At 33.2% G+C, this 24,547-nt stretch carries 24 protein-coding genes; 15 read left to right on the top strand and 9 right to left on the bottom strand.

What is annotated here, in order from left to right; all coding sequences use genetic code 11:
- A partial coding sequence (locus tag ABY285_RS08885; RefSeq protein ID WP_372769176.1) for an acetate--CoA ligase family protein occupies positions 1-795 on the top strand: 795 nt, incomplete at its 5' end.
- A gap of 11 nt (positions 796-806) precedes the next feature.
- On the opposite strand, the gene recR is transcribed toward ABY285_RS08885, so the two are convergent.
- The gene (gene recR / locus ABY285_RS08880; RefSeq protein ID WP_372769174.1) at positions 807-1,418 is read right to left on the bottom strand and encodes a recombination mediator RecR; all 612 of its coding nucleotides are present in this window, start codon (positions 1,416-1,418) and stop codon (positions 807-809) included.
- A gap of 76 nt (positions 1,419-1,494) precedes the next feature.
- On the opposite strand from recR, the gene ABY285_RS08875 reads away from it, so the two are divergent.
- The 4 genes from ABY285_RS08875 to ABY285_RS08860 are packed head-to-tail and all read left to right on the top strand — an operon-like array spanning position 1,495 to position 5,091.
- Positions 1,495-2,973, top strand: coding sequence for a sodium:solute symporter (locus ABY285_RS08875; RefSeq protein ID WP_372769172.1), 1,479 nt, complete (start codon positions 1,495-1,497; stop codon positions 2,971-2,973).
- A 28-nt stretch (positions 2,974-3,001) separates the two neighbouring features.
- Positions 3,002-3,649: a pyridoxamine 5'-phosphate oxidase gene (pdxH, locus tag ABY285_RS08870; protein ID WP_372769170.1), complete on the top strand. Its 648-nt coding sequence runs from the start codon at positions 3,002-3,004 to the stop codon at positions 3,647-3,649.
- 31 nt (positions 3,650-3,680) lie between these two features.
- A complete protein-coding gene (locus ABY285_RS08865; RefSeq protein ID WP_372769168.1) occupies positions 3,681-4,169 on the top strand; it encodes a histidine phosphatase family protein in 489 nt (162 codons plus the stop codon).
- Positions 4,170-4,173: 4 nt separating this feature from the next.
- Positions 4,174-5,091, top strand: coding sequence for an exopolyphosphatase (locus tag ABY285_RS08860; protein ID WP_372769180.1), 918 nt, complete (start codon positions 4,174-4,176; stop codon positions 5,089-5,091).
- 27 nt (positions 5,092-5,118) lie between these two features.
- Here the strand turns inward: ABY285_RS08860 and ABY285_RS08855 are convergent, their stop codons facing one another.
- Both ABY285_RS08855 and lpxK read right to left on the bottom strand, forming a co-directional pair.
- Complete coding sequence (locus ABY285_RS08855; RefSeq protein ID WP_372769166.1) at positions 5,119-5,928, bottom strand: purine-nucleoside phosphorylase; 810 nt, start codon at positions 5,926-5,928, stop codon at positions 5,119-5,121.
- On the bottom strand, positions 5,885-6,937 hold the full coding sequence (gene lpxK, locus ABY285_RS08850) for a tetraacyldisaccharide 4'-kinase (protein ID WP_372769178.1): 1,053 nt from the start codon (positions 6,935-6,937) through the stop codon (positions 5,885-5,887). Before lpxK ends, ABY285_RS08855 begins: the two co-directional genes overlap by 44 nt.
- A gap of 97 nt (positions 6,938-7,034) precedes the next feature.
- Here lpxK and ABY285_RS08845 point away from each other — a divergent pair, with 97 nt between their 5' ends.
- Positions 7,035-8,129: a Nif3-like dinuclear metal center hexameric protein gene (locus tag ABY285_RS08845; RefSeq protein WP_372769164.1), complete on the top strand. Its 1,095-nt coding sequence runs from the start codon at positions 7,035-7,037 to the stop codon at positions 8,127-8,129.
- Position 8,130: 1 nt separating this feature from the next.
- Positions 8,131-8,904 carry a zinc ribbon domain-containing protein gene (locus tag ABY285_RS08840; RefSeq protein WP_372769162.1) on the top strand — a complete coding sequence of 258 codons (774 nt, stop codon included), beginning with the start codon at positions 8,131-8,133 and terminating at the stop codon, positions 8,902-8,904.
- 33 nt (positions 8,905-8,937) lie between these two features.
- On the opposite strand, the gene ABY285_RS08835 is transcribed toward ABY285_RS08840, so the two are convergent.
- Together ABY285_RS08835 and ABY285_RS08830 are read right to left on the bottom strand one after the other, a co-directional pair.
- Entirely contained in the window at positions 8,938-9,747 is an 810-nt protein-coding gene (locus ABY285_RS08835) for a class I SAM-dependent methyltransferase (RefSeq protein WP_372769160.1), read from the bottom strand.
- A gap of 5 nt (positions 9,748-9,752) precedes the next feature.
- Complete coding sequence (locus ABY285_RS08830) at positions 9,753-10,601, bottom strand: hypothetical protein (RefSeq protein ID WP_372769158.1); 849 nt, start codon at positions 10,599-10,601, stop codon at positions 9,753-9,755.
- 139 nt (positions 10,602-10,740) lie between these two features.
- Here ABY285_RS08830 and gcvP point away from each other — a divergent pair, with 139 nt between their 5' ends.
- The 3 genes from gcvP to ABY285_RS08815 all read left to right on the top strand — a co-directional run bounded on the left by gcvP (position 10,741) and on the right by ABY285_RS08815 (position 16,271).
- Positions 10,741-13,587: an aminomethyl-transferring glycine dehydrogenase gene (gene gcvP / locus ABY285_RS08825; RefSeq protein ID WP_372769156.1), complete on the top strand. Its 2,847-nt coding sequence runs from the start codon at positions 10,741-10,743 to the stop codon at positions 13,585-13,587.
- A gap of 437 nt (positions 13,588-14,024) precedes the next feature.
- A complete protein-coding gene (gene pdhA / locus ABY285_RS08820) occupies positions 14,025-15,017 on the top strand; it encodes a pyruvate dehydrogenase (acetyl-transferring) E1 component subunit alpha (protein WP_372769154.1) in 993 nt (330 codons plus the stop codon).
- Positions 15,018-16,271, top strand: a complete 1,254-nt coding sequence (locus ABY285_RS08815; protein ID WP_372769152.1) for a pyruvate dehydrogenase complex dihydrolipoamide acetyltransferase — start codon at positions 15,018-15,020, stop codon at positions 16,269-16,271.
- A 93-nt stretch (positions 16,272-16,364) separates the two neighbouring features.
- Here the strand turns inward: ABY285_RS08815 and ABY285_RS08810 are convergent, their stop codons facing one another.
- From ABY285_RS08810 to ABY285_RS08795, 4 genes are all read right to left on the bottom strand, one after another.
- Positions 16,365-16,847 carry a cupin domain-containing protein gene (locus ABY285_RS08810; RefSeq protein WP_372769150.1) on the bottom strand — a complete coding sequence of 161 codons (483 nt, stop codon included), beginning with the start codon at positions 16,845-16,847 and terminating at the stop codon, positions 16,365-16,367.
- Between the two features lie 10 nt (positions 16,848-16,857).
- Positions 16,858-18,243, bottom strand: coding sequence for an FAD-binding oxidoreductase (locus tag ABY285_RS08805; protein ID WP_372769148.1), 1,386 nt, complete (start codon positions 18,241-18,243; stop codon positions 16,858-16,860).
- A gap of 164 nt (positions 18,244-18,407) precedes the next feature.
- Positions 18,408-19,523, bottom strand: coding sequence for a nickel-binding protein (locus tag ABY285_RS08800; RefSeq protein WP_372769146.1), 1,116 nt, complete (start codon positions 19,521-19,523; stop codon positions 18,408-18,410).
- 163 nt (positions 19,524-19,686) lie between these two features.
- Positions 19,687-19,938: a type B 50S ribosomal protein L31 gene (locus ABY285_RS08795; RefSeq protein ID WP_372769144.1), complete on the bottom strand. Its 252-nt coding sequence runs from the start codon at positions 19,936-19,938 to the stop codon at positions 19,687-19,689.
- Between the two features lie 157 nt (positions 19,939-20,095).
- Between ABY285_RS08795 and ABY285_RS08790 the strand changes: the two genes are divergently transcribed.
- The 5 genes from ABY285_RS08790 to ABY285_RS08770 form a co-directional block, all read left to right on the top strand.
- Entirely contained in the window at positions 20,096-21,094 is a 999-nt protein-coding gene (locus ABY285_RS08790) for a glutaminyl-peptide cyclotransferase (protein WP_372769142.1), read from the top strand.
- A gap of 40 nt (positions 21,095-21,134) precedes the next feature.
- Positions 21,135-22,619, top strand: a complete 1,485-nt coding sequence (locus ABY285_RS08785) for a hypothetical protein (protein ID WP_372769140.1) — start codon at positions 21,135-21,137, stop codon at positions 22,617-22,619.
- Between the two features lies 1 nt (position 22,620).
- A complete protein-coding gene (locus ABY285_RS08780) occupies positions 22,621-23,301 on the top strand; it encodes an SDR family NAD(P)-dependent oxidoreductase (RefSeq protein WP_372769138.1) in 681 nt (226 codons plus the stop codon).
- Between the two features lie 6 nt (positions 23,302-23,307).
- Positions 23,308-23,901, top strand: coding sequence for a SprT-like domain-containing protein (locus ABY285_RS08775; RefSeq protein ID WP_372769136.1), 594 nt, complete (start codon positions 23,308-23,310; stop codon positions 23,899-23,901).
- Positions 23,902-23,962: 61 nt separating this feature from the next.
- On the top strand, positions 23,963-24,547 hold a 585-nt coding region (locus tag ABY285_RS08770), incomplete at its 3' end, for a mannose-1-phosphate guanylyltransferase (RefSeq protein WP_372769134.1).

Below are 24,547 nucleotides of genomic sequence, written 5' to 3'. Positions count from 1 at the left end.
GAAATCAATTATTTTATTTCAAAAGGAAATATCAATTTTCCTGATGAAGTTTTATTTGGAAATGCCTTGGCTAAAATATATAAAACAGCCAAACCAATTGCTACAAAAATATCAAAAACAGTTATTGATTTAGAAGCAATTAGAACAATAATTAAGGAAGCAACCAACGGCTATTTAGAGCCTCAGCAAGTAAAAGAATTGTTAACCGCGGCAAAAATTCCAATTGTAATTGAAACCATTTGTACAGATATAAACTCTTGTATTGTCGAAGCAAAAAAAATGGGGTTTCCTGTGGTGATGAAAGTGGTGGGGCCCATTCATAAATCGGATGTTGGCGGCATTGTTTTAAACATTAATTCTGTTGAAAAACTGACGGCGTCTTTTGAGAAAATTATGCAAATTAACGGTGCAAAAGCCGTGTTACTTCAACCGATGAAAAAAGGAATTGAACTTTTTATTGGGGCTAAAAAAGAGGATGATTTCGGACATATGGTTTTGTGTGGTTTGGGTGGCATTTATATTGAAGTTTTAAAAGACATTAATGTTTCGTTAGCGCCTGTTTCAAAAACAGAAGCCTCAGAAATGATTCAAAATTTAAAATCGTATAAAATAATTCAAGGCATAAGAAATCAGGAAGGCGTAAATGAAAGTCTTTTTGCAGAAATTATTGTAAAAGTTTCCGATTTATTAATGGCTGCTCCGGAAATAGCAGAATTGGATTTAAATCCGCTTTTAGGAAATTCTACAGAAATTTTTGCTGTTGATGCCAGAATCAGTATAGAAAAAAACAACTAAGTCGTTTGAAATTATAAAGATTTTTCAAAAGGAATTCTGTTCACAATACTTCTGCCTAAAGTAACCTCATCGGCATACTGAAGCTCATCACCTACCGCTATTCCTCGCGCTATGGTTGAAGTTTTAATATTTAGCACTTCTAATTGTTTAAAAATATAAAAGATTGTAGTATCTCCTTCAATGGTAGAGCTTAGCGCAAAAATAACTTCTTTTACCATTCCTAATTTTACTTTTGTAACCAAACTGTCAATGGTTAAATTATGAGGCCCGATGCCTTCAATTGGAGAAATTTTTCCGCCCAAAACGTGATACAAACCCTTATATTGGGAAGTGTTTTCAATAGCCATGACATCACGCACATCTTCAACAACACAAATAATTTCTGAATTTCTGGACAGATTTGCACAAATTTCACAAACCTCTACATCAGAAATATTATGGCATTTTTCACAAATTTTTATTTCATCTACTAATTTTGTAAGTCCTGCCGCCAACTGATGCGTTTGTGATGCCGGTTGCTTTAGCAAATGCAAAACCAATCGCAATGCGGTTCTTTTACCTATTCCGGGCAATTGAGAAACTTCATTCACCGCATTTTCTAAAATTTTTGAAGAAAAGTTCATGCCGCAAATATACAATTAGGAAAGATATTCTCAATAATTTTACTTTCTTTGTTGAATCTAATATTAAAATTAGTTAATGAAGCCAATTTATATTCTTTCACTCATAGCTGTTTATTTTTGTATACTACTTTTGATAGCCTATTTAACGGGAAAAAACGATAGTAATGAAACCTTTTTTAAAGCCAACAAAAAATCACCTTGGTACATTGTTGCATTTGGAATGGTTGGAGCTTCCCTTTCCGGCGTAACCTTTATTTCGATTCCTGGCTGGGTACAAAGCTCGCAATTTAGCTATATGCAAATTGTATTTGGTTATTTATTTGGCTATTTAGTGATTGCTTATGTGCTGATTCCTATTTATTATAATTTACAGGTTACTTCAATTTACGAGTTTTTAAAACATCGTTTTGGGCCAATTACCCATAAAACAGGTGCTTTTTTCTTTTTTGTGTCCAGAGTTTTAGGCTCTGCTTTCAGATTATTCTTGGTTGCTTCAGTTTTACAGTATTTTATTTTTGATGCTTGGAATGTTCCGTTTGAAATTACCGTTATTCTTTCAATTCTCTTAATTTGGATTTATACCTTTAAAGGAGGAATTAAAACAATTGTTTGGACTGATACTTTGCAAACTGCTTTTATGCTTTTTGCTTTATTTGCTACCATTTTTATAATTCTGAACAAATTAAATTGGTCTGTTTCAGATGTTTTTGCTTCAGAAGAATTCAAACATTACAGTAAAATTTTATTTACCGATGATTTTAATGGCAAGAAACATTTTGTAAAATCATTTTTAGGCGGAATGTTTATTGCCATTGCAATGACTGGTTTAGATCAAGACATGATGCAAAAAAACCTGACCTGTAAAAACACCAAAGAAGCACAATGGAACGTAATTTCACTGGGACTAGTGCTTATCGTTGTCAATTTTATATTTTTAACTCTAGGCGCTTTGTTATTTATTTATGCCGAAAAATTTGGCATTGCAATTCCGGTTGTTGATGGTGCAATTAAAACCGATTTATTATTTCCCGAAATTGCGCTTAAAGGCGGTTTAGGAATTTATATTGGTGTCTTTTTTATTTTGGGTTTAATCGCAGCAGCGTATTCAAGTGCCGACAGTGCATTAACTGCCTTGACTACCTCCTATTGCGTCGATTTTTTGAACATTGAAAATAGAGAAAAATCAAAGCAAACAGCCATTCGAAAAAAAACCCATATTGCAATTTCCATTGTTCTGATTATTGTAATCATTATTTTTAGATATGTACTCAAAGAAAATGTAATCAGCAGCGTTTTGCAAGTTGCGTCTTATACTTACGGCCCCCTTTTAGGATTATTTGCTTTTGGAATTTTTACAAAAATCCACATAAAGGATTCTTTGGTGTGGATTGTGGCTGTTGTATCGGTGCTACTCACCTATTTTTTAAATAGCTATTCAACCCAGCTTTTAAATGGGTATGTTTTTGGCTACGAGCTTTTAATTGTAAACGGATTGCTTACCTTTACGGGCTTGCTTTTTATAAGGAAAAGTAATGAAAACATTGCCGAAAAATAAACATTTAAAGATTTTCTAATTTTGATATATGGAAAGCGATTTAAGCAATTATAGGAAAAATTACCAAAAAAGCGAACTTTCTGAAGAAGGAATTACGGACAATCCTATGGAATTATTTCAAAAATGGTTTTATGAAGTCGAAGAATTTGGCGGTGATACGGAAGTGAATGCTATGGCAGTTTCAACAATTGGTATCGACGGATTCCCTAAAACAAGAATGGTACTTCTAAAAAAGTATACATGGGAAGGTTTTATCTTTTTCACCAATTATGACAGTGAAAAAGGAAAGGCTATTGCATTAAACCCAAATGTTTGTGTTTCTTTTTTCTGGCCCAATATTGAGCGACAAATTATTATAAAAGGTGTTGCTGAAAAGCTTTCCGAAAATTTATCCGATGGTTATTTCGAATCCAGGCCTGAAGGAAGTAAATTAGGTGCCTGGGCTTCAGACCAAAGTGAAGTGGTGCCGTCTCGTGATTTTTTGGATGAACGCTTGGCTTCCTTTGAAAAAAAATTCGAAAACAAGGAAATTGTTCGTCCAAAGTATTGGGGAGGCATTCTTGTAAAACCAGTTAGCATTGAATTTTGGCAAGGACGTCCAAATCGTATGCACGACAGAATCAGATATACATTACAAGAAGATTATAATTGGAAAATTGAGCGATTGGCTCCTTAAATATTATCTTTGAAACTCAATAAAAAACAAAATGAAAACACTTTATATTGTTAGGCACGCAAAATCTTCTTGGGAATATAAAGGCGTTAAAGATATTGACCGACCTTTGAAAGAACGCGGAATTAATGATGCCTATTTGATTTCAAATGTGCTTCAAAAAAAGATTTCGACTCCAGATGTGTTTATCGCAAGTTGCGCAAACAGGGCATTGCATACGGGCATGATTTTTTGCTATACTTTTAATTTTCCGCTTGCAAATCTTAGAATAAGCAAATCGTTATTCAATTTCAGTGATGGATATTTAATAAAAACCGTAAAAGCATTGGATGATGGATTTGATTCGGCCATTATTTTTAGTCACGATCATGGCATTAGCGATTTTGTAAATAAATTTGGAAGTATTCATTTAGACAATGTGCCAACTTGCGGGGTTGTAGGCATTAAATTCGACACCAATCATTGGAAAGACATTAAATCAGGAAAAACCTTTTTAACAGAATTTCCTAAAAATTATAAATAGCACTATTTTGAAAATTGAAAAACTTGCCGGTATTGATATTGGTTCTAACGCCATAAGATTGTTGTTAATGAATGTCATAACAGAACAAAATCGTAGCCAAGAACCAAGTTTCAAAAAATCGGCATTGGTTCGCGTTCCAATTCGTTTAGGGGCTGATACTTTTCTTAGTGGAAAAATTTCAGAAGAAAATAAAATAAGAATGATAAAGGCTATGGAAGCTTTCAAATTATTAATGGAAGTTCATGGTGTTCAAAAATATAAAGCCTGCGCTACATCAGCTTTGAGGGAAGCTGTCAATGGAAATGAGGTTGCCAATGAAATTTTTCAAAAAACTTCTGTTAAGATTGATATCATAGATGGAAAAAAGGAAGCTAATCTAATTTTCGGAACAGATTTAAGTACTATAATAACTATTCATAATTCCTATTTATATGTTGATGTAGGAGGCGGAAGCACAGAAATAACGCTTTTTTCTAAAGGAAAAATCATCAAATCCAAATCATTTAAAATAGGCACCGTGCGTTTATTAGACGACAGCAAAGAATTTAAAAATATTTGGAAAAGCATTGAGCTTTGGATTAAAGAAAATACTAAAAATTTAAAAAAAATAGCGGTAATTGGTTCAGGAGGAAACATTAATAAAGTTTTCAAACTCTCCGGAAGGCCAACAGGCAAACCATTGTATTTAAGCTACATAAAAAACCAATTAGAATTTTTAAGTAATTTAACATACGAAGAAAGAATTACAAAACTGGATTTAAATCCAGATAGAGCCGATGTAATTATACCGGCAACCAAAATTTATTTATCGATAATGCAATGGAGTGGCGCAAATAAAATATTTGTTCCAAAAATTGGTCTTGCCGACGGTATTGTTAGAAATTTATACTACGAAAATTCAGAAGTGAATAAAGAGTATTGAAATTTTAGAAATTATTTCCTTTGACCTTTAATCTTTTATAAATTCCTCTACCAGCTTACCCACTTTTTTCTCTGCAATTTTTGCTACTTTTTGAACTTCTTCGTGTGAAACGGCTTCAACAATTCCTTCAACACCCAAATCTGTAATCACCGAAATTCCAAAACAAGTCATACCCATATGTTTTGCAGCGATAACTTCAGGCACAGTTGACATTCCAACCGCATCTGCGCCTAAAATTTTTACCATTTTATATTCTGCAGGCGTTTCAAAAGTTGGCCCCTGCAAAGCCAAATAAACGCCTTTATGAACTGGAATATTCAGTTTAAGCGCTATTTGCTCCATTTTAGCAATCATTTTTTTGCTGTAAGCTTCGTGCATATCAACAAATCTAGGTCCAAAACGTTCGTCATTTTTACCGTGCAAAGGATGCACGGGCATAAAATTAATATGATCTGTTATGATCATAATATCACCAACTTTAAAAGTCGGATTCACACCGCCTGAAGCATTTGAAACAATTAAATTTTCAACGCCCAAAAATTTCATTACGCGCACCGGAAAAACAGTTTGTTCCATAGTCCACCCTTCATAATAATGAAAACGGCCACGCATCGCTATCACTTTTTTAGTGCCGATTGTCCCATAAATCAATTCACCAGAATGGCCTTCAACTGTTGAAACAGGAAAATTAGGAATCTCTTTATAAGAAATTGAGAATTCAACATCAATTTTCTCTACTAAATTTCCCAATCCTGTTCCTAAAATAATACCGTAATCTGCTTTTGAAATTCCTTTATTTTGTAAGAATTTTACTGTTTCCTGAACTTTGTTCCACATAATTTTTTATAAGATTGTCAAACTCATTTTTATGAGTTATAAATGTTGTTTTTATTGAGATGTAATGCAAGTTTTTTAGTTTTCCAAAAATACGGACATAATCCTTCTCGGTTGTTAAAATTATTTTATTTTTTGAAGTTAACGAATTATATGCTGAATTTATTTCAGCAATGTCATTTAAATTAAAATAATGATGGTCAGGATATTCCAAATGTTTAAAGTTAAGCATTTTACTATTTAAAAACTCAGTAAATGGCTTTGGATTTGCAATACCTGTAACCAATACAATTTCAAAATCAGACAATTCGCTTAAATCCAAAGTTGATTTGCCTTTTAATTGCATATCATAAGTTATGGTCGTAAAAAATACCTGCTGATAGTCTTTCGGGTGTAACTTTTTAATTATTTCTGTTTGCTCATTTTCGGAAAGATCAACTGGACATTTAGTGACAATAATAGCTTGTGCCCTATTTGCTCCTGAGGCTTTCTCACGTAAATTACCTGTTGGCAACATCATATCGTTTACATATAAATGAGCATACGTGGTTAACACCATATTAACCCCCCCCCGTACTTTTCTATGTTGAAAGGCATCATCCAGCAAAATAATTTCCGGCGGATTTTCCATTTGCTCCAATTGATTAATTCCGTTAGTCCTATCGGCATCAACACAAACAATTATTTCAGGGTATTTCAAATGAATTTGAAAAGGTTCATCACCCATCATTTCAGCAGTAACTTTATCATCGGCCATTAAAAAACCTTTGCTTTTTCTTTTATAGCCTCTGCTTAAAATCGCAATTTTGTGGCCATCTTTCAGTAAATCGATTAAATATTCTATTTGCGGGGTTTTACCAGTTCCGCCAACGCTTAAGTTTCCGACAACAATAGTCGGCGTTTTAAAATGCGTAGATTTTAAAAAAGTAACATCGTATAAATAATTACGCAAACTTGTAATTAATCCATACAATATTGAAAACGGATACGCTATTTTTCTTATAAAGTCCACCACAAGCGAAAATACGAACAAATCGCAAAATTTCTGTATAAATCCTTAAACTTTCTTTGGTAAATTTTATCTTTGTTTCCCTAACACTTTTGAAACTATGAAAATTAAAGATATTGCAGCGTGTATTGAAAAAATTGCGCCTTTGAATTATGCTGAAGATTTTGACAATGTAGGTTTGTTGGTTGGTGACTTCAACACTGAAGTAACTGGAATTTTAGTAACACTGGACACTTTAGAAACCGTAGTTGATGAAGCCATAGAAAACAATTGCAACTTAATAGTCAGTTTTCACCCCATCCTGTTTTCCGGACTTAAAAAACTAAATGGCAAAAATTATGTGGAGCGCTCTGTGATTAAAGCTATTAAAAATAACATTTCTATTTATGCGATGCATACGGCTTTAGATAATTCAATTGAAGGCGTAAATGCAAAAATTTGTGAAATGTTAGGTCTGAAAAACAAAAAAATATTGATTCCACAAAAAAATACGCTTAAAAAATTGACTACTTATGCGCCAATTGCAGCGGCTGAAAAAGTAAGGCAAGCACTTTTTAACGCAGGTGCAGGAAATGTTGGAAATTACGATAATTGCAGTTTTAACACAGAAGGTTTTGGTACTTTTAGAGGAAACGAAAATTCCAATCCATTTGTTGGAGAAAAAGGAATATTACATACTGAAAATGAAACCTTAATTGGGGTCGTTTTTGAAAAACATAAGGAAAAAAATGTCGTTTCCGCGTTATTTAAGTCACACCCTTATGAAGAAGTTGCCTATGAAATTGTTTCGTTAGAAAATGCAAACCAGGAAATTGGATTAGGAATGATAGGTGAATTGAAAGAAGAAAAAAGTGAAATTGACTTCTTAATTTTCTTAAAAAACACCATGCATACAAAAGGCATTCGCCATTCGGAATTATTAGGGAAACCTATTAAAAAAGTTGCTGTTTTAGGCGGATCCGGAAGTTTTGCCATTGAGAAGGCCCTTGAGGCGGGTGCTGATATTTATGTAACCGCCGACCTAAAATATCACGATTTTTACAAAGCCGAAAATAAACTGGTTATTGCAGATATTGGTCACTATGAGAGTGAACAATTCACAAAAAATCTTTTAGTTGACATACTTACAAAAAAATTTCCTAATTTTGCAATCATTTTATCGCAAAAAAACACAAATCCAATTTATTACTTATAATATGGCTAAAAGCAAAGAAGTTACTGTTGAAGAAAAGTTAAGAGCTCTTTATGATTTGCAATTAATTGATTCAAGAATTGATGAAATTAAAAGCGTAAGAGGTGAATTACCTTTAGAAGTTGAAGATTTAGAAGATGAAGTTATTGGTTTAAATAAAAGACTTGTTAATTTAGACGAAGAAGTAGCTGTCCTAAAAAAAGAAATTACTGACAAAAAGTTGGTGATTGATGAAGCAAACACATTGGTTAAAAAATATACGGAACAACAAAAGAAAGTTCGTAACAACAGAGAATTCAATTCAATAAGTAAAGAAACTGAATTTCAAGAACTTGAAATTGAACTTGCTGAAAAAAGAATTAAAGAGCACAGAGCTAAAATTGAGCAAAAAAACGAAGTTATTGAAGGTACAAAAGTAAACCTTGCCAGAAAAGAAGAATTGCTTAAACATAAGGCAGCTGAGTTGAATGATATTATGAGCGACACCGAAAAAGAAGAAAATATTTTGGTCTCAAAATCTAAAGAATATGCTCAATTAATTGATGACAATTTATTAGCGGCCTACAATAGAATCAGAACAAATGTTAAAAATGGTTTAGCGGTTGTTTCCATTGACAGAGGCGCTTCAGGCGGGTCATTTTTTACAATTCCACCACAAAGACAAGTTGAAATTTCAAGTCGCAAAAAAATAATTACTGATGAATACAGCGGAAGAATTTTAGTTGACGGCGCTTTGGCTGAAGAAGAAAGAGAAAAAATCGAAAAACTTTTAAAGTAAATTCCATAAAAAGGCTTCCAAATCGGAAGCCTTTTATTTTTTAGTTGCTTTTATGGAATAGAGCAACGGGAATAATTTTTCACCACCATTTTGCACAAACATTCCATCTGTTGTCTCCATCATTTCCGGAAAAATATGATAAGGCGATTTTTTAAATTCATGCAAAAATTCAATATGAAGTCCGGCGGCTGTCAAAGCTGAAACAACTTCACCCAAGCCGTGATTCCAACCATATTCTTTACTAATTATAGCTGCATCTCTATTGGTATATGTTCCTTTGTATTCCTCATAAATTACTTCACTATTCTGATAAGGATATTTTAGTTTTGACGGCGTTTGCAAATAATCAAACATCCAAACAATAGGATGAAATTCAATCAAATAAAAAACACCTCCATGTTTAAGTTTTCCGGCAATAATTTCTCCCCATGTTTTTAAATCGGGCAGCCAGCCAACAACGCCATACGAAGTGAAAATAATATCAAATTCACCTTTCACATTTTGGGGCACATCATACAAATTGCTTTCAATGAAAATCGCGTCTAAACCCAATTCTTCATTTAGAAATTTCGCGTTTTTTATCCCTTCATTAGAAATATCAATGCCTGTACATTTAGCTCCCAGCCTGCTCCAACTTAAAGTATCCTGACCGAAATGACATTGCAAATGCAATAACGACTTTCCTTTCACTTCACCCAACTCTTCCAATTCATATTTGTTTAAGGACGTTTTTCCATTTATAAAACCTTCAACATCATAAAATGCTGATTTAATATGAATGCCCACTTTTTTGTTCCAAGTGTCTTTATTCACTTCAAAATACTTTAGGTTTTTATTTTCCATAAAATTTAATTTAAATTATTAAAATACACTAAAAACCCAAACCAAAATATAGGTACGGATTCTACCCAAAAACTCGTGTAATACCGAGATCTTTCTGGCGAGGAAAACCACAAAAAAAGTCCCGAAATCATTAAGACAATAAGTAATATCAGCAAACCAATGTACGTAAAATTTTCTTTGAAAATTTCCAATAAAACAAATCCAAACAACAATAAAGTTCCCAAAACTTTCGAGTTGGTTATTCCCAAAATTTGAGGCAACGTTTTTAACTCTTTTGAATCTGCCTCAACATCACGAATATCAAAAGGAATTGTAATTGCCAAGAGTATAAAAAACCGTTGAATAAATTCCAGAAAAACTTCGGAAGTAAATTGGTAATCCGCTTCATACAATGGAAAAAATACAGAAATACCTGCCCAAGCTACGGTAATACTAAAAATCTTTATCACAGGAAAATTTCTGAATGAAACTTCCAATTTCCCAATTTTAAATAATGGTATTGCATAAAACAACGTCATAAAAGCAAAAGGAAAAAGTATGAAAAACGATTTTAGGTTAAAATCGGCAAAAAAAGAAATATAACCCAATCCCAAAATTGACAAAATCGAAAGCATGGTTATTTTATTAAAATTCTCAAAAAACCAGCTTTTAAGCCAATTCAATCCTTGTTTTTTAATTTCATAATAACGAATAAAGTTATAAACTAACAGTATAGAAAAAGCCACAAAAAATGGCGTTAAACGACCCTCTATTCCAAAGTTAATCAGCGTGATTTTCGTTATTGAAAATCCGGCCAGCGCCACATGAATATTGCTAAAAATATAAAAATCAAGTATTTTTTTTAATAACCGCATGAAACAAAAGTACTTATTTGCAATTATAATAAATTTCTTGGTTAACAAAATATTATAATAAAGTAATCTGAATGGTATGTTCATTCTATAATTTTCATTAAATTTGGAATCATTAAAATAAAAAAACACCAAAACATACATGAGAACAGATTCCTTTGTTTTAAGACATATTGGACCTCGAAAAAATGAGGTGAAAGAAATGGTTGCGACTATTGGTGTTCAATCATTAGATGAATTAATTGACAAAACAATACCAACAGATATTCGATTGGCTCATGAGTTAAATTTACCAAAAGCGATGAGTGAGTTTGAGTTTTCAACATTCATTCAAAAACTTGCCAATAAAAACAAGCTATTTAAAAATTATATAGGCTTGGGGTATCACCCAACCATTTTACCTGGAGTTATTCAACGCAATATTTTAGAAAATCCGGGATGGTACACTTCTTACACGCCTTATCAGGCTGAAATTTCACAAGGCCGGTTAGAAGCTTTGATCATTTACCAAACAATGATAAGTGATTTAACAGGATTAAAAATAGCCAATGCATCATTATTGGATGAAGGAACAGCGGCTGCAGAAGCTATGTTAATGCTGTTCAATTCAAGATCCCGCAAGCAGGTAAATGCCAATGCATCAAAATTCTTTGTTTCTAATGAAGTATTGCCGCAAACTATTGATGTTTTAAAAACGCGATCTACCCCATTAGGTATAGAACTTGTATTTGGAAATCACGAAAATTTTGAATTTACCAATGAAATATTTGGGGTGCTTATTCAATACCCAGGAAAAAGCGGACAAATTTATGATTATACAAAATTTGTTGAAAAAGCTAAAGCTGTTGATGCCAAAATAGCTGTAGCGGCTGATTTATTGAGTTTATCACTTTTAACGCCTCCAGGAGAATGGGGTGCAGATGTGGTAGTTGGAACTACACAACGATTTGGAATACCAATGGGCTATGGTGGTCCGCACGCAGGTTATTTTGCAACAAAAGAAGAATACAAACGTGCATTACCAGGGCGAATAATTGGAGTTTCTGTGGACAAAAACGGAAACCGCGCCTTGCGTATGGCTTTACAAACCAGAGAACAACACATAAAGCGTGAAAAAGCAACGTCAAACATTTGTACTGCTCAGGTTTTATTAGCTGTTATGGCTGGTATGTATGGTGTTTACCATGGACCAAAAGGAATAAAATATATTTCAACCAACATTCAAAACTTAGCTTCAACCTTAAATAACGGTTTAAAAGATCTAAGTTTAAAACAATTAAACAGCACCTATTTTGACACTTTACTTATTGAAGTTTCAAGTGCTGCAAAGGTTAAAGAAATTTCAGAAAAAAATGAAATAAATTTTTATTATCCCTCAAAAAATCAAGTTAGTATTTCTGTGAATGAAACTACTAATTTAGCAGATATTAATGAAATACTTGCCATTTTAGCAGAAGCAGAAGGTAAAAAACCAATAGTTTTAAATTCCATTTCTGAAAATACCATTCCTTCAAAATTTGCAAGAACTTCTTCATTTATGGAAAATGAAGTTTTTGAAAATTACCATTCAGAAGCCGAAATGATGCGTTTTATCAAAAGATTGGAAAGAAAGGATATTTCATTAACACATTCCATGATTTCATTAGGCTCTTGTACTATGAAATTAAATGCCGCTTCTGAAATGTTTCCGATAAGTTCACCAAGTTGGGGAAATATGCATCCATTTGTGCCTAAAGAACAAGCGCAGGGTTATCAGGAAGTCATCAAAGGATTGGAAGAAGCGCTAAATGAAATAACAGGCTTTTACGCCACTTCATTACAACCAAATTCAGGTGCACAAGGTGAATATGCGGGATTGATGGTTATTAAAGCATTCCACGAATCAAAAGGAAACGGTCACAGAAATATTTGTTTAATTCCTTCATCAGCTCACGGAACTAATCCTGCTTCAGCAGTGATGGCCGGATATAAGGTGATTGTTACTAAAACTAACGAACAGGGAAATATAGATGTAGATGATATTCGAGAAAAAGCAGCATTATACAAAGACAGTTTGGCTGCTTTAATGGTCACTTATCCTTCTACACATGGTGTTTTTGAAAGTTCAATTAAAGAAATTACTAAAATTATTCACGATAATGGCGGACAAGTTTATATGGATGGTGCCAATATGAACGCCCAGGTTGGATTGACAAATCCGGCTACAATTGGTGCAGATGTATGCCATCTTAACCTGCACAAAACTTTCGCAATTCCTCACGGCGGCGGAGGTCCAGGCGTTGGACCAATTTGTGTCGCAAAACATTTAGCGCCTTTTTTACCTTCAAATCCAATCATTAAAACTGGCGGTGAACAAGGAATTACTGGCATTTCTTCGGCCCCCTGGGGCTCAGCTTTGGTTTTGCTGATTTCTTACAGCTATATAAAAATGTTAGGTTCAAACGGATTAAAACAAGCTACGATGTATGCCATTTTGAATGCCAACTACATGAAATCTAGGTTAGAGAAACATTTTAAAATTTTATATACAGGAGAAAATGGATTTTCAGCTCATGAAATGATTGTTGACTTTAGAGAATATAAAAACTTTGGAGCCGATGTTACGGATATTTCGAAACGATTGATGGATTATGGATTTCACGCCCCAACACTTTCATTTCCGGTTCATGACACCTTAATGATTGAACCTACAGAAAGTGAAGGAAAACAAGAATTAGATCGTTTTTGTGATACCCTTATTAGCATAAAAAGTGAAATTATGGATAACGATGGCGTTTTAATTCCTATGTTAAAAAACGCACCTCATACGGAAAGTGTGATTACGGCCAATGAATGGAATAATTCTTATACTCGTGAACAGGCTGCTTTTCCACTTCCATATATAAGAGAGAATAAATTTTGGCCATCTGTGGCAAGAGTTGATAATGCGTTAGGTGATAGAAATTTAATTTGTTCTTGTAACCCTATTGAAGATTATATGGAAGCATAAACAGAATATTATGCCATAACACTAAAAAAAAGTCTCGAGAAATCTCGAGACTTTTTTGTTTCTGATTGTGTACATCATAGTAATAATATTTGTAGTCCCCACAACTGTAGTATATTATTCTTACTTTTTAATCTACATGTCAATCAGAAAATTAACTCAAAAACATAAATTAAAGAAATCATCGTCCCCACAACTGTAGTGTAATCTTTAATTTTATCTTTATATAACGGACAATTTTAAAATTATTGCCTTATTGATCTATATTTAGATTAATTACCAAAAAACATGGAAAAATTATAATGACGTCTTTAAAGCAATATTTTTCTGTTTCATGTCTTTTTACGAAAACATTATAGTAAAAAAAATAGAGGTTTGCTTAATTACTAATCTGCAAAATAGTATTTTTGCAGTTCGACCTTAACTTATATTTTTTATAAATGAAAAAAATAACGAAAGAAACCTACATCAACTGGTATAAAGACATGTTGTTTTGGAGAAAATTCGAAGATAAATTGGCAGCACTTTATATTCAGCAGAAAGTTAGAGGTTTTCTGCATTTATATAATGGACAAGAAGCTGTTTTGGCAGGTGCTTTGCATGTCATGAAAAAAAATGACAAAATGATCACTGCTTATAGAAATCACGTTCAACCAATTGGCTTGGGTGTTGATCCTAAAAGAATTATGGCAGAATTAATGGGGAAAGACACTGGAACTTCACGTGGAATGGGTGGTTCTATGCACATATTTTCTCCTGAACATAATTTTTATGGCGGTCACGGAATTGTAGGTGGTCAAATTCCTTTAGGCGCAGGTTTGGCTTTTGCCGATAAATATTTTGGCGGTGATGGCGTTACCTTGACTTATTTTGGAGATGGAGCAGCCAGACAAGGTTCTTTGCACGAAACCTTTAATATGGCTATAACCTGGAAACTCCCTGTGGTATTTATTTGCGAAAACAACGGTTATGCTATGGGAACTTCTGTTAGCCGAACTTCTAATCATGAAGATATCTGGAAACTTGGTTTGGGCTATGAAATGCCTTGTGGACCTGTAGATGGAATGAATCCGGTTAAAGTTGCTGAAGCTATGGATGAAGCTATTGCGCGCGCCAGAAGAGGCGACGGCCCAACGTTACTCGATATAAAAACATACCGTTACAGAGGTCATTCTATGAGTGATGCTCAGAAATACAGAACCAAGGATGAAGTTGATGAGTATCGTAAAATAGATCCTATTTCTCAAGTACTGGCTGTTATTAAAGAAAAAAAATACGCCTCGGATAAAGAAATTAAAGCTTGGGATCAAAAGGTGAAAGATAAAGTGGAGGAATGTGTGCAATTTGCTGAGGAATCTCCATATCCTGATAAGCAATTATTATATGATATTGTTTACGAACAAAAAGATTATCCGTTTTTAAAACATAGATAAATGGCAGAAATTATAACAATGCCGCGATTAAGTGATACAATGACTGAAGGGGTTGTAGCACAGTGGTTAAAAAAAGTTGGCGATAAAATTTCAGAAGGCGATATTTTAGCCGAAATTGAAACCGATAAAGCAACAATGGAATTTGAATCTTTTAATGAAGGCACACTTTTATACATTGGTTTAAAAGATGGCGAAAGTGCTCCTGTAGATTCATTATTGGCTATTATTGGCGAAGAAGGTGAAGATATTGATGCTATTATAAAAGAATTTAAGGTATCTGCACCAAGTATAAGCAAAGCTACTGAAGATACAAAAGCTCCAGAAAAAACAGCTGAGATTGCTGAACCTATTAAAGTTTCTGAAACGGTACAAGCGCCAGTTTCAATAAATGCATCGGGAAGAGTTATCGCATCGCCTTTGGCAAAAAAAATAGCGGAAGAAAAAGGAATAAATCTGGCCACCGTTTCCGGAACTGGGGAAGGCGGAAGAATTGTAAAATCTGATGTTGAAAATTATGTGCCGACAGCAGCTTCTGCTGTTTCTGCAGTTTCTGTTCCGATTGTTTCTGGAAAAGAAAGTTTTGAAGAAACTCCTAATTCTCAAATGCGCAAAACCATTGCGCGAAGATTGACGGAATCTAAATTTACCGCACCCCATTACTATTTAATGCTGGAGATTAATATGGACAATGCTATTGAATCACGCAGACTTATTAATGAATTGCCAGATATCAAAGTTTCTTTTAATGATATGGTTGTAAAAGCAAGCGCTATGGCCTTGAAAAAACATCCTAAAGTAAATTCACAATGGTTTGAGGACAGAACGCGCATAAACCACCACGTGAATATTGGCGTTGCTGTTGCTGTTGAAGATGGATTGCTTGTGCCAGTAACTCGTTTTACAGATCAAAAAAGTATGACTCAAATTGGAGCAGAAATAAAGGATATGGCAACAAGAGCTAAATCTAAAAAATTAACGCCTGCAGAAATGGAAGGAAGTACTTTTACAGTATCTAACCTTGGGATGTTTGGAATTTCAGAATTTACTTCTATTATCAATCAGCCAAATTCTGCAATACTTTCAGTCGGAGCAATTATTGAAAAACCCGTTGTAAAAAATGGCGAAATTGTGGTTGGAAACACCATGAAAGTTACTTTGGCTTGCGATCATAGAACCGTTGACGGTGCTACCGGCTCGGCATTTTTACAAACCTTGAAGCAATTTATTGAAAATCCGGTTACGATGTTAGCCTAACATATTTATTGATAATTCATAAAAAAAACCATCACTAAAAGTGATGGTTTTTTTATAAATTAGATTATTTGAAATCTAAGAATACTCCTGTTTTTACTCTTTTATAACTAAAGGAATAGCATCTAAGGGTTCTTCAAAAGCTATAAATAACACACAGGGTCCTGAATTTACACATTTCGCTGTATGAGGTTTTGTTGGCGGACCATAAGCATAGGATCCTGCTTTCATAACCTGAGTGTTTTCACCTTCATAAGTCACATGCAATTCACCTGAAATTAAAATCATACGTTCTGCAGAATGATGCCAATGATTTGGAATATCTGAGTTTGCCGGGACTTTAAAAAAAATATCTAAATTTCTTTTTGAAGGATCCCCATGTAATATGGCAATAGAACAGCCTTCAGGCATAAATGGCGGACAAGGGCCCCATTGTAAATCTGCATCTTTATGTGTAATTAAAACAGACATTTCACCATCATTACTTATATTTTGCTGAGCAAAAATAGTTGACATTACTAAAAATATCGAAATGACTAAAGTTATTTTTAGATTTGATTTAATAGCTAGTAGTTTCATAATTATTTATTTAAGGTTTAATATTTTGATTTACACGGAATAAATTATTAGGATCATATCGATTTTTAATTTTCACTAGTCTTTCATAATTGTGCTTGTAACTTGCTTTTACCCGATCTTGCCCTTCATCCATCATAAAATTTGAATAAGCGCCACCAGAAGAATAAGGGTGCAATGCTTCCCAATAATCTTTACACCACTTTGTAATTTTATCAGAATCTATAGGGTTTGGAGAAACACCAACAATTACTCCTGCATATTTTGCATCTCGATAAGCCCATGGGGTTTCATCCTTGGCAACCCTACTTGCAGCACCACTAATTGGATATAAATGCATTTGAGAAAGAGGTGTAGGAATTTTAGAGCCAAATTTTAAATGTTGCGCTCTTACTTCCTGTCCTAACTCGTTAAAAAAGTCAGCCCTCCAATACCACTGCAAACCTGGGGGCATCAATCCATCGAAGAGTGTTTGAATAGCTGGATAAGGCATTTCACCCACATGTGCAAATAAAGGGTTTAAAGCTAAAACTGGTTTAAATATTTCATCGAATTTAGATGGCTCTCCTGTATAGCACCAAACAATACCACAAAATTGCTTGTTATGTAAATGCTCTGGAAATGGCGCTCCAGGAATAACCATAGTCGCAATAAAACCGTTTAAATCGTCAGGAGCATTATTAATAAACTTGTGGTACCATTCCATTATTTCTTCTGTTTTTTCAATAGGCCATAAAGTTGGACCTCCAATTACGTTTTTAACTGGATGTGCTTTAAATTTAAAAGATGTAACAATTCCGAAGTTTCCTCCACCACCACGAATAGCCCAGAATAAATCGGTGTTTTGTTTAGAACTTACAGTCACAAAACTTCCATCAGCCAAAACCATATCAGCTTCTAACAGATTGTCAATTGTAAGTCCATATTTTCTGGATAAATGTCCTACTCCACCGCCAAGAGTTAAACCTCCAACACCTGTTGACGAAATTATTCCTGCAGGAACCGCCAATCCAAAAGGATGAGTCGCATGATCAACTTCACCCCAAAGGTTTCCTCCTCCAACCCTCACAGTATTATTTGAAGTATCTACACGAATAAATTTAATTCCTGATAAATCAATTACTAGCCCATCATCACAGATTCCCAGTCCACCGCCATTGTGCCCGCCGCCTCTAACAGCAACCAACAAATTGTTTTCTCTCCCAAAATTTACGGAATTAATGACATCAGCCACATCCACGCATTTCACAATTAATCCTGGATGTTTATTAATCATTGCATTGTACACTTTGCGTGCATCATTATAATTTGAATCTTGAGGAAAAACTAATTCACCTCTAATTGTAGAGGCAAATGTCTCAATAGTAGATTCATTCAAGTCTTTTACAGATGTTGACATAATATTTTGATTTTTTTAGTTAGTATTTTTTATAGAGGTTTGCAAAAAATAGCTCTAAGAAACTCAAAACTAAACAAATAACTTAATAACTAAGTCAACAATTGGTTCAAATAATCGCAATTTTGATTCAAAACTATTCCGAATGAAGTCTAAAAAATTTTAATTTAAGCTTTGTTGATTGATTCTTTTGTGAAATTGGAAGGAAGAATTCCAAAGGTTTCTTTAAAACATTTTGAAAAATAAGTTGGGCTATTAAAACCTGTTTTAAATGCAATTTCAGAAATATTATCTATTTGCTTATTTAATAATTTTAATGCCATATTTAATCTGTATTCCTTAATAAAAGTATTTGGCGATTTACCGGTTATAAATATCATTTTTCTATACAATCGTGATTTGCTATATCCTAACTCTTTACAAAAGTCATCCACTTTTGAATCAGTTTTATTCCAGTTTTTTTCAGTATAACTCATTAAAATATTGAGAAATTCTTCATCAGAGGACTTTAAAACATTGATAAATTTATCATCAATAAATCTATTAGAATTTTCGCTTTCATATAGGTCTTTAACTTCATTTGTTATAACAACGCGACCTTTAGTGTATTTATATATCAATTCAACCAATTCAATGGTATCTTCAAAAAGGCCTTCCTTTTCAGCAACAGGAACACCGGCTCCAAGGGCAATTTTTAACTTCAAATTAGAATCTTCTATTTTAAAAGTAATTTTTTTATATTCTGATTGAAGCTCCAATGCACACAAAACAGCTTTGGTGACAGAAACAAACGACACTAAAAAACAATTAGCGCTTTGTTTTACGATTCTTCCATCAAAGATTTTAATTGTTTCAATAAAAAGATTACTTAACTGTTGTAATAATTGATCTGTTTTATAGGAAATCGATTCTTTTAAAAAAATTTTATCTAATCCTGCAATCATTATTGTTCTAAAAGCAGGATCATTTATAATATTTAATTCTGTTTTCTTTGCTCTCACAGGATCTTCAATCCTACCCAAAAATGATTCTACAATTGAGTCATCAACTTCTATTATTCTATGTGGCACCTCACCATGAGCTTGGTCATGCATTTCTTTTATAGCTTCTTTATTGGGTGCTTCAATTAAACAAAATGCAGTTTTTCTGTTTTCATCAAACCAATACGTAAGTCCTCTACATTTAAATTTATCTTGTATCTTTAAATCCGCCTGATGTAATTGCGCTACGTTTTCCGCAGTAACAGTTTCAGAGACATTATGACGATCCATATATATAGGCATACTAAATAGTTTTCATATGCAATATAGTGATTTTTGCCAATACAAAAATTTTAACAAATTATGTGTCAACACGATGCCCAATATAATACCAACCAATATCTTGACTATAAACAAAAAAATCCCCAACTTTCGTTGAGGATTTTCAATATTTTAACATTGCTAATTATTTACTAAATTTAGCATATTTAGTTTTAAACTTATCAATACGTCCTGCAGTATCAACCATTTTAGTTTTACCGGTGTAATATGGATGTGAAGTTCTTGAAATCTCTAATTTTACCAAAGGGTATTCAATACCATCTACTTCAAGAGTTTCTTTAGTGTTTACTGTTGAACGAGTCAAAAACACATCTTCATTAGACATATCTTTAAATGCTACCATTCTGTAATTTTCTGGGTGTATACCTTTTTTCATCGTAACCTCGTTTTAATTGTGTTTTTATTTTTAAGACTGCAAATTTAACTATATTTTTGAAACTTCAAACAAATAATTTATTTTATTTACATAAATAATGCATAAAACTCCTATTTTAGTTATGTCTTGCAAATCATTTTTTAGTTTTTTTATATTCATGGCCATATTCTCTTGTAAAAGCGAACATAAATTTATTATAAATGCCCCGAAAAAAATACAGACGAATAAGGAATTGACCATTTCTGTATCAGAAAAAAACAACAAGCCTATTGATTCCGTCCAATTTTTAATAGATGACAAAAAAATCAATAATGATGCCAATACCGTAACTTTAAAAATTAACGATTATAAACTTGGAAAGCATGTAATTACCGCTATTGTTTTTTATGAAAATAAAACCACGAAAGTTGCGGAGACTGTTTATTTTTTGGCTGATTCAGCTCCTGACATTTATACCTATAAAATCATAAACACCTATCCGCACGATAAAGATGCTTATACACAGGGATTGGAATTTTTAAACGGCTTTTTATATGAAGGCACGGGAAGAAAAGGAAGTTCTTCCATTAGAAAAGTTGCGTTAAAAACAGGAAAGGTATTACAGCAACAAAATTTAGACGCACAATATTTTGGAGAAGGAATTACTATTTTTAACAACAAATTATATCAATTAACCTGGCAAGGCGGAATTGGTTTTGTGTATGATTTAAATACATTTGAGCAAGAAAAAACGTTTAATTATACTAAAAGCCGTGAAGGATGGGGATTGTCTCATAACGGTGAAAAATTAATTAAAACTGACGGCACGGAATATATTTGGTTTTTGAATCCGGAAACGCTTGTTGAGGAAAGTTATATTGAAGTATATACCAATGAGCGGAAAGTTGAAAAACTAAACGAACTGGAATTTGTAAACGGATTAATTTACATAAATATTTGGCAGCAAAACACCATTTTAATTGTAAATCCGAACACCGGAAAAGTTGAAGGCGTAGCCAATTTGAACAGCTTAAAAACCACTATTGAAAAAGAACAGAAATTAGACGATGCCGATGAAGTGCTTAATGGTATTGCTTTTGATAAAGAAAACAACCGACTTTTTGTGACCGGAAAACATTGGAGTAAATTGTATGAAATCGTATTGGTTAAAAAATAATATGCTGTAATTTATTTTTACCTTTACAAAAACAAACCGAATGCGTTATTATTTAACTTTATTATGTGCGCTAACGTTGCTGGTCTTTTCTTCTTGCAGAAAAGATTTTTCGGCGGAGCTAAGTTCGGGCAACCTTTCATTTTCAAAAGACACGGTTTATTTAGATACGGTTTTTACCAATATTGGCTCAAGCACTTACAATCTAAAAGTTTATAACAAAAGCAATAAAAATATCTCCATTCCATCTATTTCGCTTGGCAAAAGCGAAAGTTCATTTTACAGACTGAATGTTGACGGAATTCCGGGTAAAATTTTTGAAAATATAGAAATTTTAGCCAAAGACAGTCTGTATATTTTTATTGAAACCACTATTGATTTTAGTCAAGTCTCAAATCCAATTTATACAGATTCCATTATTTTTGATAATGGCGAAAACTTACAGGATGTTAAATTGGTTACTTTGGTTAAAGATGCCCATTTTTTATTTCCTTCAAAAAATGCAAATGGCTTTATTGAAACAATTTCTATAGGAACAACATTGGATGGGGAAGATTTGAATGTGAACGGATTTTATCTTGATGACAATACCAGTTTTACCAATGAAAAACCATACGTTATTTATGGGTATTGCGCAGTTCCTGAAAATAAAACACTGACCATAGAAGCTGGTGCAAAAATTCATTTTCATGCAAATTCAGGGTTGATTGTAAGTAAAAACGCAACCTTGATTATTGATGGCGAATTAAATAAGGAGGTTTTTATTGAAGGTGACAGGCTTGAGTCGCAATTCAGTGAAATTTCCGGACAATGGGGCGCTATTTGGTTACGTGCAGGAAGCAAAAACAACAGCATAAAAAACACCATCATAAAAAATGCATCCGCAGGAATTATTTCAGATTCTATCGGCAATAATGATACTCCTACTTTAACTATTAAAAATAGTCAGATTTACAACAGCTCCAACTTTGGCATTCTGGGTCGCGAAACCAATATTTATGGGGAAAATTTGGTGATTAACAATAGCGGGCAATCGTCTTTGGCCTGCACTGTTGGAGGGACATATAATTTTGTTCATTCAACATTTGCAAATTTTTGGAATAACAGTTTTCGACAAGCTCCAAGTGTTTTAATCAATAACTTTTTCACTTACAACAAAAACAACACCCAAGTTGTTGAAAAACGAAATTTGCACGCAGCAAATTTCACCAATTGCATTATTGATGGAAATAGTACTATTGAATTGGTGATTGATAATGTTGAGGGAACTGTTTTCAATTATTCCTTCAAAAATAACCTGATTAGAGTTAAAGATTTTAATGATCCTATTCATTATATTGACAACATTTATAATGGTAATCCAAATTTTAAATCTCCTTCAGCCAACGAATTGATTATTGGAGAAAAATCTGAAGCCATTCAAAAAGGAAGTGAAGAAGGACAATATTTAGTCCCAAATGATATTTTAGGTGGCATAAGAACCAATCCTCCAGATATTGGAGCGTACCAACACATTATATTTAATTAATATGAAAAATATTATTATTACCGGAACAAGTCGCGGAATTGGATTTGAACTTGCACAACTGTTTGCCAAAAACAATTACAATGTTTTTGCCTTGTCTAGAAATACAAAACCGTTAGAAAATCTAAATCTGAAAAATATCACTACAATTTCTGTGGATTTATCAAATGAAAACGACTTGAAAAAAGTGACAGACTTTGTCAGTAAAAACTGGAAACAAGTTGATATCCTAATAAATAATGCAGGAAAATTAATCAATAAATCATTTGAAAATTTAACCTCAGAAGACTTTTTAGAAGTTTATAAAGTCAATGTTTTTGCCGTTGCAGAACTTACGCGATTACTCATTCCATTTTTAGGAAAAGGAAGTCACGTGGTAAATATCAGCAGTATTGGTGGCATACAAGGAAGCATGAAATTTCCCGGATTGGCGGCGTATAGTTCTTCAAAAGGCGCTTTATTAACGTTAACGGAAGTTTTGGCAGAAGAATACAAAGAACATCAAATTGCATTTAACGCTTTAGCTTTGGGCGCCGTACAAACCGAAATGCTTGAAGAAGCATTCCCAGGTTACAAGGCTTCTGTTTCAGCTGAAGAAATGGCAGATTATATTTATAATTTTGCCTTAACCGGAAACAAATTTTACAACGGAAAAATTTTACAGGTGTCTTCAACAACGCCATAATAAACTATGAAAATACTTTCAAAATACATTCCTGAGAACTCAGTTGATTTGGTTGAAGAAATACTAACAAATCATCCTATTCACATAAAAATAGTAAACAACAGGGCAACAAAACATGGTGATTTTAAAAGAAAAATAAACGGCGATTTTCAAATTACGCTAAATAACACATTAAATAAATACCAGTTTTTATTCACGCTTATTCACGAATTGGCGCATTTTATCACTTTCAAAAAACACAAAAGAGTGAAACCGCATGGCAAGGAATGGAAACAAAATTTTCAACATTTAATGTTGCCGTTTTTGCAACCAACTATTTATCCGTCGCACCTGCTTCCCTATTTGGCAAACTACCTTAAAAATCCGAGAGCGAGCACTGGAGCCGACGTCAATTTAACCCGTGCGTTAAACATGTATAATGAAAAGTCGGGAAAGAGTTTTATCTTTGAGTTAGAAAACGGAAGCATTTTTAGTTTCAACAATAAATCTTTTAAAAAAGGAGCCCAAAGAAGAACGCGATTTGAATGTGTTGAAATGGCCAGTAAAAAGGTTTATTTATTTAATCCAAATGCTGAAGTAGAAGCTTATAAAGAATATTAAACAAAAGGGTATCACCAACCAAAATAAATGAAGGCTTGTAGTACCAATAAAACTTATATAAATGAATAAAAATTATTATGCAGTGATTATGGCCGGAGGCGTCGGTTCTCGATTTTGGCCAATAAGTACGCAACAATTCCCTAAGCAATTTCATGATATGTTGGGAACCGGAAGTTCATTAATTCAAAAAACAGTGAACCGTTTTGAAACCTTAATTCCTTCAAAAAATATTTTAATTGCCACCAATAAAATTTATGAAAATATAATAACGGAACAACTTCCAGCAATAACAACAAAACAAATATTGTTAGAGCCCGCTATGCGAAATACAGCGCCTTGCATTTTGTACAGCGCTTTCAAAATCTATAATGAAAATCCGGAAGGAATTCTAATTATTGCTCCATCAGACCATTGGATTGAAGATGAACATGAATTTTTAAATAATGTTCAAACTGCTTTTAATTTTTGTGCTGAAAATGACGCGTTGTTAACACTAGGCATTAAACCATCAGAGCCAAATACCGGTTACGGATATATTAAGTTTAGCCCTTCAGAAAATGCTATAAAAAAAGTAACTGATTTTACAGAAAAACCAAACTTGGAAACTGCTGAACAATTTTTGAAAAGTGGCGATTACCTATGGAAT

This window comes from Lutibacter sp. (assembly GCF_041555395.1).
GTDB lineage: Bacteria > Bacteroidota > Bacteroidia > Flavobacteriales > Flavobacteriaceae > Lutibacter.
The sequence above is the reverse complement of the archived record's forward strand: the minus strand, read 5'-3'. Positions and strand labels throughout refer to the sequence as shown.